9 protein-coding genes are annotated in these 14,728 nt (G+C 69.7%); 7 read left to right on the top strand and 2 right to left on the bottom strand.

All coding sequences use genetic code 11. The features are described 5' to 3' along the window. Window positions 1–154 precede the first annotated feature (154 nt). The 5 genes from pulA to AB0B89_RS28640 all read left to right on the top strand — a co-directional run bounded on the left by pulA (window position 155) and on the right by AB0B89_RS28640 (window position 7,824). Window positions 155–1,789 (top strand): pullulanase-type alpha-1,6-glucosidase, encoded by a 1,635-nt coding sequence (gene pulA / locus AB0B89_RS28660; RefSeq protein WP_358559039.1) that lies wholly within the window; start codon window positions 155–157, stop codon window positions 1,787–1,789. 138 nt (window positions 1,790–1,927) lie between these two features. Continuing rightward, complete coding sequence (locus AB0B89_RS28655; protein WP_358559038.1) at window positions 1,928–3,760, top strand: carbohydrate-binding module family 20 domain-containing protein; 1,833 nt, start codon at window positions 1,928–1,930, stop codon at window positions 3,758–3,760. Between the two features lie 325 nt (window positions 3,761–4,085). Beyond that, on the top strand, window positions 4,086–5,831 hold the full coding sequence (locus AB0B89_RS28650) for an NAD-dependent malic enzyme (protein WP_358559036.1): 1,746 nt from the start codon (window positions 4,086–4,088) through the stop codon (window positions 5,829–5,831). Then, a complete protein-coding gene (locus tag AB0B89_RS28645; RefSeq protein WP_358559034.1) occupies window positions 5,795–7,309 on the top strand; it encodes a class II fumarate hydratase in 1,515 nt (504 codons plus the stop codon). The genes AB0B89_RS28650 and AB0B89_RS28645 overlap by 37 nt, the downstream gene beginning before the upstream one ends. A gap of 227 nt (window positions 7,310–7,536) precedes the next feature. Next, window positions 7,537–7,824 (top strand): Fe-S cluster assembly protein HesB, encoded by a 288-nt coding sequence (locus tag AB0B89_RS28640; protein ID WP_358559032.1) that lies wholly within the window; start codon window positions 7,537–7,539, stop codon window positions 7,822–7,824. 67 nt (window positions 7,825–7,891) lie between these two features. Here the strand turns inward: AB0B89_RS28640 and AB0B89_RS28635 are convergent, their stop codons facing one another. Both AB0B89_RS28635 and AB0B89_RS28630 read right to left on the bottom strand, forming a co-directional pair. Continuing rightward, window positions 7,892–8,452 carry a GNAT family N-acetyltransferase gene (locus tag AB0B89_RS28635; RefSeq protein ID WP_358559030.1) on the bottom strand — a complete coding sequence of 187 codons (561 nt, stop codon included), beginning with the start codon at window positions 8,450–8,452 and terminating at the stop codon, window positions 7,892–7,894. 383 nt (window positions 8,453–8,835) lie between these two features. Beyond that, window positions 8,836–11,625, bottom strand: coding sequence for a discoidin domain-containing protein (locus tag AB0B89_RS28630; protein WP_358559028.1), 2,790 nt, complete (start codon window positions 11,623–11,625; stop codon window positions 8,836–8,838). Window positions 11,626–11,898: 273 nt separating this feature from the next. Here AB0B89_RS28630 and AB0B89_RS28625 point away from each other — a divergent pair, with 273 nt between their 5' ends. Beyond that, window positions 11,899–12,942 (top strand): LacI family DNA-binding transcriptional regulator, encoded by a 1,044-nt coding sequence (locus AB0B89_RS28625; RefSeq protein WP_358559026.1) that lies wholly within the window; start codon window positions 11,899–11,901, stop codon window positions 12,940–12,942. Window positions 12,943–13,234: 292 nt separating this feature from the next. After that, a complete protein-coding gene (locus AB0B89_RS28620; RefSeq protein WP_358559024.1) occupies window positions 13,235–14,614 on the top strand; it encodes an extracellular solute-binding protein in 1,380 nt (459 codons plus the stop codon). The last annotated feature ends 114 nt before the right edge of the window (window positions 14,615–14,728 follow it).

The raw sequence follows: 14,728 nt of genomic DNA, 5'->3' as shown, positions 1-14,728 counted from the left end.
GTCGCGCGTAACGCGGACGGCCACATCAACTTCCTGACCTGGGCCAGGACAGGTGTGTACACCCCACAGTACCCAACGCCCTGCGCCCGGGAGGCTCGGGAGCGTCCCGGAGAAGAGGGCCGACCGCACCGAGCCGTCGTGCGACCTGCCCTCGATGCCCGCCGACTCCGAGCAGCAGCAGGACTGCGTCGCGAAGACCGCCGCCAAGGACTCGTTCAACTGGGGATACGACCCGGTGCACTACACCGTGCCCGAAGGGTCGTACTCCACCGACCCGGACGGGTCACGCCGCATCGGCGAGTTCCGGTCGATGGTGGCCGGGCTCAACGGGGCCGGGCTGCGGGTCGTCATGGACGTGGTCTACAACCACACCTACGCCGCGGGGCAGGACCCCAAGTCGGTGCTCGACAGGATCGTGCCCGGCTACTACCACCGGTTGCTGGACGACGGCACGGTGGCCTCCTCCACCTGCTGCGCCAACACCGCGCCCGAGAACGCCATGATGGGCAAGCTCGTCGTCGACTCCATCGTGACCTGGGCCAGGCAGTACAAGGTCGACGGGTTCCGCTTCGACCTGATGGGCCACCACCCGAAGGCGAACATCCTCGCGGTGCGGGCCGCGCTCGACCGGCTGACGGTCGCGCGCGACGGCGTCGACGGCAAGTCGATCATCCTGTACGGCGAGGGCTGGAACTTCGGCGAGGTCGCGGACAACGCCCGCTTCGTGCAGGCCACGCAGGCCAACATGGCCGGCACCGGTGTCGGCACGTTCAACGACCGCCTGCGTGACGCGGTGCGCGGTGGCACCCCCTTCGACGCCGACCCCCGGGTGCAGGGCTTCGGCTCCGGCCTCGCGGGCGCGCCGAACGGCTCACAGGCCAACGGCACCGCGGAGCAGCAGGAGGCCCGGCTCCTGCACTACCAGGACCTGATCAAGGTCGGGCTGACCGGCAACCTGCGCGACTTCCGGTTCACGGCCTCGTCGGGCAAGGAGGTCAAGGGCTCGGAGGTCGACTACAACGGTTCCCCCGCCGGGTACACCGGCGCCCCGGGCGAGGCCGTCAACTACGTGGACGCCCACGACAACGAGACGCTGTTCGACGCGCTGGCCTACAAGCTGCCGCAGGCCACGCCGATGTCCGACCGGGTGCGCATGCAGTCGCTCTCGCTGGCCTCGGTGCTGCTGTCGCAGGGCACCGCGTTCCTCAACGCCGGGACCGAGCGGCTGCGGTCGAAGTCCCTGGACCGCAACTCCTTCGACTCCGGCGACTGGTTCAACCGGCTGCTGTGGGACTGCTCGGCGGGCAACGGCTTCGGCGCCGGGCTGCCGCCCAAGGCCGACAACGAGGCCAAGTGGCCGTACGCCAAGCCGCTGCTGGCCGACCCCGCGCTCAAGCCCGACTGCGCGGCGATCGGCGCGGCCCGTGCCCGCTTCGGCGACCTGCTGAAGATCCGCTCCTCCTCCCCCGCGTTCTCGCTCGGTTCCCTGGCCGAGGTGCAGAAGCGGCTGTCCTTCCCGGCGAGCGGCGCGACGGAGACCCCGGGCGTCCTCACCATGCACCTGGACTCCTCCGGCGTCGACCCGCGCTGGAAGTCGATCACCGTCGTCTTCAACGCGTCGGCGCAGACGCGGTCGCAGACCGTGGCCGCGCTGAAGGGAACCCAGGTCACCCTCCATCCGGTCCAGGCGGCTTCCGACGACGCCGTCGTCAAGCAGTCGGCCTTCGACCCCTCGACCGGCACCCTGACCGTCCCGGCCCGTACGGTCGCGGTCTTCGTGCGGTCGTAGGCGCACCACCCCTCCCGCGCCGCGGGACCGATCGGCCACGTGCCGGCGGTCCGCCGGCCGGGAGGGACACACGCCGGACCGGGTGTTGCAGCACCCGGCCCGGCACGGGATCGCATCCATCGAACCTGGAGGCCCCACGTGAGATCCTACAAATCCCGTCCCCTCACCCTGCCCGAGGACGCCGTGAGGCGTCGTTGCGGCCGCCCGCTCACCCTCGCCGCCGTGACCCGCTCCGGCCGCCCGCTCACCCTCACCGCCGTCCTCGCCCTTCTGCTCGCCCTAGTCGTCGTCCCGCTGACGACGGGCTCCGCGCAGGCCGCCCCGTCGGGCACGAACGACGTGATCGCCAACCTCTTCACCTGGAACTGGCCCTCGGTCTCCGCCGAGTGCACCAACGTTCTCGGCCCGGCCGGGTACGGAGGCGTGGAGGTGTCGCCCCCGCAGGACTCGATGAAGCTCTCGGGCACCCACTCGTGGTGGGAGCTCTACCAGCCCGCCGGTTACGACCTGACCAGCCGGATGGGCAGCCGCGCGCAGTTCTCGTCCATGGTCCAGGCCTGCCACGCGGCGGGCGTGAAGGTCTACGCCGACGCGGTGATCAACCACATGACCGGCCAGGGCGCGACGTCGTACGGCGGCAGGAGCTTCTCGAAGTACGTCTACCCGGGGACGTACTCGGCGGCCGACTTCCACTACTACCCGAACGCCTGCGGCAACTCCGACAACACCATCCACGACGGCGACTACACCGGCAGCGCGAACAACGTGCAGAAGTGCGAGCTGGTGGGCCTCGCCGACCTCGACACCGGCGCGAGCTACGTACGGACCAGGATCGCCACCTACCTCAACGACCTGCGGAGCCTCGGCGTCGACGGCTTCCGCGTGGACGCGGTCAAGCACATGAGCCCGGCGGACGTGGGTGCCATCTACAGCCAGGTCACCGGCTCCCCGTACATCTTCCAGGAAGTGATCTACGGCGCCGGTGAGGCCGTGCAGCCGAGCCAGTACACCGGGCTCGGCGACGTGCTGGACTTCCAGTACGGCCGCTACCTCAAGCAGAAGTTCGAGGGCAACATCTCCGAGCTCCAGACCTTCGGCGCGAGCTGGGGCGGGATGCAGCCGAGCGACAAGGCCGTCACCTTCGTCACCAACCACGACACCGAGCGCAACGGCTCGACCCTGACCTACAAGAGCGGCTCCACTTACAACCTGGCGAACATCTTCCAGCTCGCCTGGACCCACGGCACGCCGCAGATCTACGACGGCTTCACCTTCAGCGACAATGACGCCTCGCCGCCCTCGGACGGCAACGGCTACGTGACCGCCGCCAACTGCTCCAGCGGATGGACCTGCCTGCACCGCGACAGCGCCGTCAACGGCATGGTCGGGTTCCACAACACGGTCAAGGGCACCTCGGTGGCCAACTGGACCGCCCCCAGCTCCAGCGTCATCGCCTTCAGCCGTGGCGCCAAGGGATGGGTGGCCATCAACAACGGCTCCGGGTCCTACTCCGGCACCTTCACGACGGGCCTGCCCGCCGGGACGTACGCCAACCTGACAGGCGGCGGCTCGGTGACCGTGAGCTCCAGCGGCACCGCGAACGTCACCGTCCCCGCGAAGGGCGCGGTCGCCATCCGCGTCGGCGCGACCGGCACCCCGTCCCCCACCCCGACCTCCTCGGCCGTCGCCACCTCGTTCAACGCGAACGTGACGACGTCGTGGGGCCAGAACGTCTTCGTCGTGGGCAACATCCCCGAGCTGGGCAACTGGAACCCCGCCGGCGCCGTGGCCCTGTCGTCGGCGACGTACCCGATCTGGCGGGCCACGGTGAGCCTGCCGGCGAACACGGCCGTCCAGTACAAGTACATCAAGAAGAACACCGACGGCTCCGTCACCTGGGAGAGCGACCCGAACCGGTCCTTCACCACCCCGAGCGGCGGCACGGCGACGCGCGACGACACCTGGCGCTGACCCCTGGTGGGCAGGCCGCGACCCGGCCTGCCCACCCCCTTCACACCCGGAAGCGCGCGACGATCGGGGCATGGTCGGAGTCCACGGCGTCGCGGCGAACCGCCGGATCCTCGCTGACCGACGAGCATGCCGCGGCTGGTCTGGGCGCTCGCGGGGCCGGTGTCCGCGTTCTGGACGGCGGCCAACGGGGCGGCGAAGGCCTCTCGGCGCATGATCTGGACGAAACTTTGCGGGGGTCGTGGCGTCCGGGGTCGGGGCGGTGGGAAGCCTAGCCATGCGATCACCTGGGGGGCGGGCCCCCGCTCATAGGCGCGGGGAGATGAGGGTGTTGCCGTCTGGGGAGGGTAAGAAGGACGAACGGCCGGGTGGGGTGCGGCGGGGGTTCAGCGAGGGACCCGATGGGGGCTATGCCACTCCCGCGCGGGGCCTGGAGGTGCTGCAGAACCCGGTGCTGAACAAGGGCACGGCGTTCACCAGGGAGGAACGGGCGGACCTCGGGCTGGACGGACTGATCCCCCCGGCGGTCAAGACCCTCGATGAGCAGGCGCGACGCGTGTACGCGCAGTACCTGGCACAGCCGACCGACCTGCGCAAGAACATCTACCTGAACGCGCTGCAGGACCGTAACCAGGTGCTGTTCTACCGGCTCCTGGCCGACCACCTGCGGGAGATGCTGCCGGTCGTGTACGACCCGACGATCGCCGAGGCGATCAGGAGCTACAGCCACGAGTACCGCAGGCCGCGCGGCGTCTACCTGTCCGTCGACGACCCGGGGGGCATCGAGCGGGCCTTCGGAAACCTCGGCATGGGTCCCGGCGACGTCGACCTGATCGTCGCCTCCGACGCCGAGCAGATCCTCGGCATCGGCGACTGGGGGGTGGGCGGCGGCGCGGGCATCGCGGCGGGCAAGCTGACCGTCTACACCGCGGCCGCCGGAATCGACCCGGCCCGGGTCGTCCCGGTGGCGCTGGACGTCGGCACGGACAACGAGGCGCTGCTCGGCGACCCCTTCTACGTCGGGAACCGGCACGCGCGGGTGCGAGGGCAACGCTACGACGACTTCATCGACGCCTACGTCACGGCGGCCACCCGCCTGTTCCCCGGCGCGCTGCTGCACTGGGAGGACTTCGGCCCTTCCAACGCCCGGCGCATCCTGCAGCGGTACACCGGCCGGATCCCCACCTTCAACGACGACATGCAGGGCACCGGCGCGATCGTGCTCGCGGCCACGCTGGCCGCCGCCCGCGTCTCCGGCACTCCCCTGCGCGACCAGCGGATCGTCGTCTTCGGCGCAGGTACGGCGGGCATCGGGATCGCCGACCAGCTGCGCGACGCGATGGTCCGCGACGGCCTCGACCACGAGACGGCCACGCGCCGGATCTGGGCGGTCGACAAGCAGGGCCTGCTGACCGGCGACATGCGGGACCTGCGCGACTTCCAGGTGCCGTACGCCCGCCCGGCGTCCGAGGTCGCCGACTGGAAGCGGGGCGAGGACGGCATCGGGCTCGGCGAGGTGGTCGGACGCGTCGGGCCGACCATGCTGGTCGGCGCCTCGACCGCGCACGGGGCCTTCACCGAGGAGATCGTGCGCGCCATGGCCGCCGCCGTCGACCGGCCGGTCATCTTCCCGCTCTCGAACCCGACCGAGCGGATCGAGGCGATGCCGGCCGACCTGATCCGGTGGACGGACGGCCGTGCCCTGGTCGCCACGGGCATCCCGGTCGGCCCCGTCACCCACAACGGCGTCACCTACGTCATCGGCCAGGCCAACAACGCGCTGCTGTACCCGGGGCTGGGCCTGGGCGCGATCGTGTCGCGGGCGCGGCGCATCGGGGACGGCATGCTCCAGGCCGCCGCCGACGCGGTGGGCGGCATGGTGGACGTCTCCATCCCGGGCGCCTCGCTGCTGCCGCAGGTGGACGACCTCAGGGAGGTGTCCGCCACGGTCGCGGTCGCCGTGGCCGAGCGGGCGGCCAAGGAGGGCCTGGCCCGCGCCGAGTCGCGCGACCCCGCGCGGCAGGTCAGGGACGCGATGTGGCAGCCGGTGTACCGGCCGGTCCTGGGGGTCTGACGGTGGCCCCGGAGCACGACGCCGTTCCACCGATCCTGGACGTCCCGATCGGGCTGGACGCCTCGGGGACGCGTGTCGAGAGCGACTCCCTCGGCGAGGTCGAGGTGCCGGCCTGCCACTACTGGGGCGCGCAGACCCAGCGGTCGCTGATCCACTTCGCCATCGGCGACGACCGGATGCCGAAGGCCGTCTACCACGCCTACGGGTACGTCAAGAAGGCCGCCGCGATCGTCAACGGCAGGGGCGGGCGCCTGCCGCGATGGAAGGCCGAGCTGATCAGCCGGGTCGCGGAGGAGGTCATCGGCGGCAAGCTGGACGGCGAGTTCCCCCTGTACGTCTGGCAGACCGGCTCGGGCACGCATACCAACATGAACGTCAACGAGGTGATCTCCAACCGGGCGATCCAGCTCGTGGGCGGGCGGCTCGGAAGCAAGGAGCCGATCCATCCGAACGACCACGTGAACATGAGCCAGTCGTCCAACGACACGTTCGTCACGGCCATGCACATCGCCACCGTACGGGCCGTCCACGACCGGCTGTCGCCCGCCCTGGCCCGGCTGCGCGAGGCCGCCACCGCGAAGAGCCGCGAGTGGGAGCACGTGGTCAAGGTCGGCCGTACCCACCTGCAGGACGCCACCCCGCTGACGGCCGGACAGGAGTGGTCGGGGTACGCCGCCCAGCTCCAGGACGCCGCCGAGCACCTCGGCCACACGCTTCCCGGCCTGTACCGGCTGGCGGTCGGCGGCACGGCGGTCGGCACCGGGCTGAACGCGCCCCCGGGTTTCGGGGACGAGGTCGCGGCGCTGATCGCCGACTTCACCGGTCATCCCTTCACCGGCGCCCCGAACAAGTTCGCCGCCCAGGCCTCGTGCGACGCGCTGGTCCGCTTCTCGGGGGCGCTGCGTGCCCTGGCGGTGTCGCTGTTCAAGTTCGCCGACGACATGCGCTGGCTCGGGTCGGGGCCCCGCGCGGGGCTGCACGAGCTGATCCTGCCGGCCAACGAGCCGGGTTCCTCGATCATGCCGGGGAAGGTCAACCCGACGCAGGCGGAGGCGATGATGATGGTCGCCATCCAGGTGATCGCCGACGACGGCGCGGTGGCGATGGCCGGGGCGGAGGGCAACCTCGAGCTCAACGCCTTCCGCCCGATCATCATCGCCGACGTGCTGCACTCGGTGCGGATCCTGGCGGACGCGATGGACCACTTCCGCGCCTACCTCGTCGAGGGCGCCCGGCTCGACACCGGCAAGCTCAAGGAGTACGCCGACGGGTCGGTCATGATGGTGACCGCGCTCAGCCCGGTGATCGGCTACGACAGGGCCGCGCGCGTCGCCCACCGCGCGCTCGAAGAGAATCTCACGCTCAGGGAGGCCGCCCTGAGGTCCGGCGTCAGCCCGGCGCTGTATGACAGGGTCGTCGATCCCGAACGCCTCACCCGGCCCGGCGTCGCCGCTCCGGGCGACACCGCACAGCCCTGAGCCCGCCACCGACGACACCGGCGCGGCCCTGAGGTGGCCACCGACGACACCCGCGCGGCCCTGAGGTGGCACCCGTTTCCGCTGGTCGGCGAGGCCTGGCCGTGCCAATGGGGCGTCAACGGGTTATTAGCTAGATTCGACCCGCGGGGCTTGGTCGGGTGGTTTATGCCGTTAAAAGCGGGCATGGGCGGGATTAGCCAACAAGTCAACCCTGGCGAGGAGACGCAATGCTCACGCTTACAGACACCGCCGCCAAGGTGATCCGTGACCTCAACGCCCAAGCGGGCGAGTCGACCGACAAGGGCATCCGAATTTCGTCGCAGAACGACGACGCGGGCTCGCTGATGCTGTCCGTGGCGGACGGGCCCCAGACCACCGACAAGGTCGTCGAGAGCGAGGGGGCCAAGGTCTACCTGGACCCCATCGCCGCGACCGTCCTGGACGACAAGGCACTCGACGCCGCCATCGACGACCAGGGGGGCATCTCGTTCCACGTCGAGGACCAGCCGATCTGAATCGTCCGGCAGGCGGCGACGCCCCGCTGTCCGGCCATGAGCGCCGTACGGGGGCCGTCCACGGGGTTCAGGGGCGGGAGTGGGACCAGGTGTACAAGTTCAGGCTCCGGCCCTTGTCCTCGACGACGCTGGGCGGGGCGTCGGTGAGCTGGAAACCGGCCGCCCTGGCCACGCGGACGCTCGCCTCGTTGTCCCGCTCGATCTCCAGGAAGACCTGGTTCAGCCGCGCTTCCGTGTGAGCGAAGTCGGTCATCACCTGTACGGCCCTGACCGCCAGCCGCTGCCCCCGGTAGGCCGCGCCGACGGCGTAGCCGAGGGTCGCGGTCCCGTCGTCCACCAAGCTCCGGCTGAGCAGCACCTCGCCCTTCGCCCGGCCGCCGTCCGTCGTGATCGCCAGGTGGACGCGCTGCCCGGTCGCGCGGGAGCGGCGGGCCTTCTCCAGGTAATCGCGGGCGGCCTTGAGGCCGAACGGCGACACCAACGGTGTCCAGTAGGCGATGGCCGGATCGTCGAACAGCTCCGCCATCACCGGGAGATCGTCCTGCGCCCACTCGCGCAGGACGAGGCCGTGGCCGCTCAGCCGCAGCGTTGGGGGGAACAGGCGGCGCGTGCCGTTCTCTGTGGTCATGGAGGGCCTCTCGGTGCCGGGGACCGTGTGGCGACAGATTGCCAGATCGCCCGTAACCAGGGTGTACGCGCAAGACTGTTGTCCGGGCCGACGGCGAAGTCGGGGACAACAGTCTGGTGGATCACCGCCTGGCGCGGCTCGTCTGGACTGACGTCTTCGTAGGGTCCCGGACCGTTTGCCCGAGCTCTCGGAGGAGGTGTCCCTCCACCGAGAGCATCGGCTCCGGACCAGTCCAGGTTGGTCCGGGGTCTTTGGAGGTCCCGGGTTGAGGGGCCTCGGGGACAGGTGCGTCCTCCTGTCCCCGAGGACCCGGTCCTCGTGTCCCTCTCCGGGAGGGGCGGGCTTCCCGGGAAGGACCGGCCTCCCGGGAGGGACGGGACTCGCTAGGAGGCGTAGACCTCGAATTCGGAGAGCTGGCCGGCGGGCCAGCCCGTGTTCGCGGTGAAGCTCAGCCGCAGGTAGCGCCGGCTGGTCGCGGGGAAGGTGATCGTGGCCGTGTTGCCCGTGGCCGGGTTGAAGGTGTAGGCGGCGGAGGCCGTCACCGTGCTGTAGGAGGACCCGTCGGCGGACCCGAGCACCGACAGCGTCTGCGAGCGGGTCGCCCAGGAGGCCGCCGGCGGCAGCTTGAGCACCACCCGGCTGACGCTCGTCGCGGCGCCGAGGTCGACGGTCACCGTCTGGGGCCAGGCGTTGTTCACGCTCTCCCAGTAGGTGCCGGCGTTGCCGTCGACCACGTTGCCCGACCCGTACACGTCGGAGTGGCCGCTCTCGCTGGTCGCCTTGCCGCGTGCCAGGTTGCCCGCCGGAGGGGTGGGGGTCGGCGTCGGGTCCGGGCCGCCGGTGGCGTACACCTCGAACGAGGAGAGCTGCGCGGCCGGCCAGCCGGTGTTGCCGGTGAAGGTCAGCCGCACGTACCTGACGTCGGTCGCCGGGAACGTGATCGTCGCGGTGTTGCCCGAGGCCGGGTTGAACGTGCGCCCGGCGGCGGCCGAGAGCGGCGTCCAGTTCCTGCCGTCCGTGGAGCCCTGGACCGCGATGGTCTGCGTGCGCGTGTTCCATGCCGCCGCCGGGGGCAGTTTCAGCACCACGCTCCGCGCCGAGACGATTCCGCACAGGTCCACCGTGATCGACTGCGGGAACGCGTTGCTCGCCGACTCCCAGTAGGTGTCGGCGTTGCCGTCCACCGCGTTCTGCGCCACGAAGCCCTGGTTCTGGCTCGTGGCCGTCACCGTCTTGCCTCGCGCCACGTCACCCGTGCCGGGCGCGCAGGTCGTCGGCGTGGGGGTCGGGGTCAGGGTGGGCGTGGGGCTCGGGGTGGTGGTGCCGCCGCCGCCCGGGTAGATGTAGTTCGGCGCCGGCCACTGGCCGGTGCAGGTGGTGGAGCTGGGGCTCCAGCCACTGTTCCCGGTGCCCTGGTTGACGACGAGCCCCGTGCCGACGCAGTTGTGGATCGCGACTCCCGCCCCGATGTGGGCGGCGCTGACGTTGGTGAAGTTCGCGGTCGCCGGCGACTGCGCCTGGATCATGTACGTGCCGGTGCCGTCGATCCGGACGTTGGTGAAGTTGACGGTCTTGGTGCTGCCCTCGATGAAGTGGATGGCGGCGTACGAGCTGTCGAGGATGTCGGTGTCGGTGACGTTGATCGTCGCGTTCACCGGCTCGTTCAGCCCGTCGAACCACAGCGCGCCGACGCCGAAGTTCCAGTTGTAGTCGGAGTTGCCGGCTCTCAGCAGGGTGTTGCGGGCCACGGTGATCGTGCCGGCGACCGCGGTGCCCTGGCCGGAGTTGACGCCGGGGTAGCGGTTGGCGATGTGGATGCCACCGCCGTTGGAGATCGTGTCGGAGACCACGTTGTCGGTGATCTTGATGTCCCTGCCGCCGTAGGTGACAATGTTGTTCGCCAGGATCGGCAGGACCACCGTGTTGCGGGTGAACGAGTTGTTGACGTTCGCCACGTTCTCCGGCCACATCGCCAGGCCGTCGTCACCGGTGTTGCGGACGAAGGTGTTGGTCACCGTCGAGTTCGTCACGCCGGTGTGGAAGTTCACGCCGTCGGCCGTCTGGTCGAGGATGCGGCTGTTCTTGATGGTGAAGTTGTCCATCGGGCCGTCCATCCAGGCGCCGACCTTGGTGTGCTGGAGCCACAGGTTGTCGACGGTGGAGGTGGACATCGCGCCGCCGAGGGCGTTGACCTGGTCGTTGTCCTCGCGCTCGGTGATCTCGCCGATGATGGCGAAGTCCTTCAGCGTGACGTTGCGGCTCGGGCCGCCGTTGCCGACGTACTTGCCGTAGATCCCCGCGGCCCGGTTGCGCTGGGTGGGGTGGCGGCCGGTGAGCACGCTGTACCAGGGGCCGGCACCGGCCAGGGTGACGCCGTCGACCACCACGTGGTCCCACAGGGTGTAGGTGCCCTCGGGGATGTAGACGACCTTGCCCTGGGCCTTGCCCGCGTCCACCGCCGCCTGGAACGCCGCGGTGGAGTCGGTGGTGCCGTTGCGGGCGGCGCCGAAGTCGTCCACCGACAACGAGCCCGCCGGGCGGCCGATCGGGCCGGGGACGGCCTCGAAGTCGGCCAGGTCGACGGTGATCGGAATGCCGCCGTTGGACTGCACGCGCACCTTCGTGCCCGCCGCGAGCGTGGACCCGAACATGGTCCGCGTCTCGTCGTAGAAGTGGTGCGGGTTACCGGCGCCCGGGTTGTTGCCGAAGGGGTAGCCGCCGTAGTACCAGCCGTACCGGGAGGTCAGGGCCAGGTCCTTGAGGTGCGTGCCGTTGACCCGCAGATCGGCGGTGGTGTTCTGACCGGTTCCCGCGGCGTTGTCCGGCACGCTGTAGCGCAGCGACATCGCGTTGGCGGGCTTGGTCAGGGTGAACTCCACGTACTGGCCTGCCCCGCCGAGCGTGACGGCCCTGCGGCCCGACGCCTCCGAGGGGAGGTGCGTGTAGACGCGGTCCGGGCCGATGACCTGGCCGTTCGTGGTAGCGTGCGCCGTGTCCTCGGCTTCGAGTTCGGTGAACGCCACACCGGCCCCACGCCCGGCGAAGTCCCATGGTGAGTCGACCGCAGTGGCGGCCACCGCACCCGACGACATGAGCGGGACGGAGACCGCTCCCGCTGCCAGTGCCACGACCGTGGCGGTCGTCCAGGCGTGTAGCCTGCCGGTCTTCTTCATCGACTGGACCCTTCTGCGAATGCGAAGAGCCGGACGCTTCGCGGTCAGGGACGCGCGGACCGTCGCTTGCCCGGCGGAACTGCCCACACCATAAGATGACGGACAGATAACCGCAATGTTTCGACGGAAACGCGCAAGGTAACGACTGGATCACGGCATTTTCCGTACCCAAGGGCAATGAAACGCTTTCACGAGGGTCCACCACGGGTTGCCAGAGGAACTCATCCACCCCAGCGCAAACCGTTTGCACCTGTTTGACGTATATTTGCGACCGTGACAAGCGATACTGCGGCCCCGCGCTCGACGACACGTCGGCTGGCGGAGGTCGCTAAGAAGGTCGGGGTCAGTGAGGCCACGGTGAGCCGTGTACTCAACGGCAAGCCGGGGGTCTCCGACGCGACCCGGGCGGCCGTGCTGACGGCGCTCGACGTGCTCGGTTACGAGCGTCCTACACAGCTTCGAGGGGAGCGTGCCCGCCTGGTCGGGCTGGTCCTTCCCGAACTGGGCAACCCGATCTTCCCCGCGCTCGCCGAGGTGGTCGGCGGCGCGCTCGCGCAGCGGGGGTTCACGCCCGTGCTGTGCACGCGCACCGCGGGCGGCCTCTCGGAGTCCGACTACGTGGAGATGCTGCTGGACCAGCAGGTCTCCGGCATGGTCTTCGCCGGCGGGCACTACATGGAGACCGACGCCCCCCATGAGCACTACTTCCGGCTGCTCGACCTCCGGCTGCCCGCGGTGCTGGTCAACGCCGCGATCAGCGAGCTGAGCTTCCCGTGCCTGGCCACCGACGACGTGGTGGCGGTGGAGCAGGCCTTCGGCCACCTGACCTCGCTCGGGCACACGCGCATCGGCATGGTGCTCGGCCCGGACGACCACGTCCCCTCGCAGCGGAAACTGGAGGCCTTCGAGGCCGAGGCGCGCAGGGCGGGGCTGGAGTCGGGCCCCGATTCGGTCGAGCGCAGCCTGTTCTCCCTGGAGGGAGGCCAGGCCGTGGCGACCCGGCTGGTCAAGAACGGGATCACCGGCATCATCTGCGCCAGCGACGTGCTGGCGCTCGGCGTCCTGCGGGCGGTGCGCCGGCTCGGCATGTCGGTGCCAGAGGACATCTCGGTCGTCGGGTTCGACGACTCCGCGTTCATGAACTGTACGAACCCTCCGCTGACCACCGTCCGGCAGCCCATAGAAGCGATCGGCAGGACCGCCGTCACGTTGCTGGTGAACCAGATCGACGGCGGCTCGGTCACCGCCGAGGAGCTGCTGTTCGAGCCCGAGTTGGTCGTCCGCGGCTCGACCGGGCCCGTCAAGGCGCGCGACTAGCCCACGTCGAGAACCACATGAGCGGGTCCGAGGACTTCACCGCCCACCGTCAAGCCACCGCCCAGGTGGGCGGCGTCTCCTCCTTCCCCCTCGGAGATGTGCCACGTCACCCCCGCTCCGGTGCCGTCGAGGTCACAACGGCGTACCGATCGACGCACTGTCACTTTTTTGCATCATGCACGACGGACTCTTGCTGACATATGTCTATCTCTATATGTTGCTCCCAACCGGTTCGCGAAGCTGTACCAGTCTTGAGCCTCGTAGTCGGGGGCAGTCCAGGAGGGAAACACCCATGAAACCCCGCAACCTTGCGATCCTGCTCAGTGCGGGCATCGCACTTGCCGCTGCCGGATGCGGCAGCGACGCCGGCAGCACCCCTGAGGGCGCCTCGTCGCCCGACGCCTCAGCTCCCGCTGCCAACGCCCCCGTGACGATCACGGTCGGCTGCAAGCCCCCGAAGAACAACCCGAAGGAAGCGGCCCAGTGGGACGCGGACGTCGCGGCGTTCCAGAAGCTGCACCCGAACGTCACGGTCGAGGGCAAGGACGCGTTCCCCTGCATCGTTCCCGAGACGTTCCAGGCCAAGCTGGCCGGCGGGGAGATGGAGGACGTCTTCTACGTCTACTACACCGACGTCCAGAAGATCATCGCCCAGGGGCAGGCGGCGGACATCACGCCGTACCTCGACAGCGTCCCCGCTCTGAAGGACATCCGTCCCGACGTCATGAGCGTCTTCAAGAGCGGCGACAAGACCTACGGCCTTCCGAGGGTCAACTACTCGACGGGGCTCGTGTACAACCGCAAGCTGTTCACCCAGGCCGGTCTGGACCCCGACGCCCCGCCGAAGACCTGGGCCGACGTGCAGGCCGCGGCCAAGAAGATCGCCGCGCTCGGCCCCGGCTACGTCGGGTACGGCGAGTACAGCGCCGGCAACACCGGCGGCTGGCACTTCACCTCCTCCCTGTACGGTCGCGGCGGCGAGATGGTCAGCGCCGACGGCAAGACCGCGGCCTTCAACAGCCCCCAGGGCAAGGCCGTCCTTGAGAACCTCAAGACGATGCGCTGGACCGACAACAGCATGGGCACCAAGCAGTTGCTGCGCTGGGAAGACCTGATGCGGATGATGGGCAGCGGCAAGCTCGGCATGATGATCGGCGCTCCCGACGTGGTCAAGGAGGTGAACAACACCTTCAAGGGCAAGTTCGAGGACTACGGCGTCACGGGGATGCCGGAGGCCACCAACTCCCTCAGCGGCGGCGACGGCTACATGTTCAACCCCAAGGCCAGCCCCGAGCAGATCAAGGCCGGCCTCCAGTGGCTGGAGTACAAGTTCCTGACCCCCGGCCAGGGCCAGTTCAACTTCGAGCGGGCCAAGGCCGACGGGCTGCCGGTCGGACTGCCGGACATCGACCTGTTCGGCAGCACCGAGCCGGGCAAGAAGATCCAGGAGCTGCGCAAGCAGTTCGCGACGATTCCCGTGGATCACTTCCAGACCTATGTCGACGCCAACGCCACGGTCCAGTTCAAGCTGGAGCCGCCGAAGGCGCAGGAGATCTACGCGATCCTCGACACGGCGATGTCGGCGGTGCTGACCAGGAAGGACGCCAACATCGACCAGCTCCTCTCTGACGCGGAGAAGAAGGCCAACAACGTGCTGGCGAAGTCCAGCTGACCTTTGAGCCCGGGGTGCCGGCCTGCAGGCCGCCGGCTCGACGAGGTGGACGGGCTGCTGTCGCGGCCGATCTCCCCGGTGTGCGCGCGGGGGCCGCTGGAGCGGCTGGTGGCC

Origin of the sequence: Sphaerisporangium sp. NPDC049002, assembly GCF_040649355.1 — a bacterium.
GTDB lineage: Bacteria > Actinomycetota > Actinomycetes > Streptosporangiales > Streptosporangiaceae > Sphaerisporangium.
This window is presented reverse-complemented; position numbering and strand designations above follow the sequence as displayed.